This is a genomic window from Paraburkholderia sp. SIMBA_030 (genome assembly GCF_046535245.1).
Taxonomy (GTDB): domain Bacteria; phylum Pseudomonadota; class Gammaproteobacteria; order Burkholderiales; family Burkholderiaceae; genus Paraburkholderia.
Genome location: NZ_JAWRXB010001615.1, coordinates 1 through 237, shown reverse-complemented (window position 1 = coordinate 237; position 237 = coordinate 1). Strand labels below are relative to the sequence as shown.

Here is a 237-nt window from a genome sequence, read left to right as displayed (position 1 = left end):
CCCAATTTTGAACATAATAAAGAGGTTGTAATCATTAGTTTTTTTGATCAGTTTAACCAAGTAGTTACTGAGAAGGAAGCGCTTGATTTAGACCGTTTTTCTAAACAGATCAGGATGGGTAATGTTTTAAAAAAAGAAGAAGAGTATAAAGATCAGCAGCTTTTGGGGGGAACTTATTATTTGTACCCGGAGGAAAATATTATAGAAGCACTTACTTCTCTGAATTCTTCTTTACAA

The 237-nt window shown here is 32.9% G+C and carries 1 protein-coding gene; it reads left to right on the top strand.

The window, feature by feature from the left end; genetic code table 11:
- Window positions 1-237 (top strand): hypothetical protein (locus tag SB772_RS45460; protein ID WP_410839211.1); only part of this gene is annotated, 237 nt, incomplete at both ends.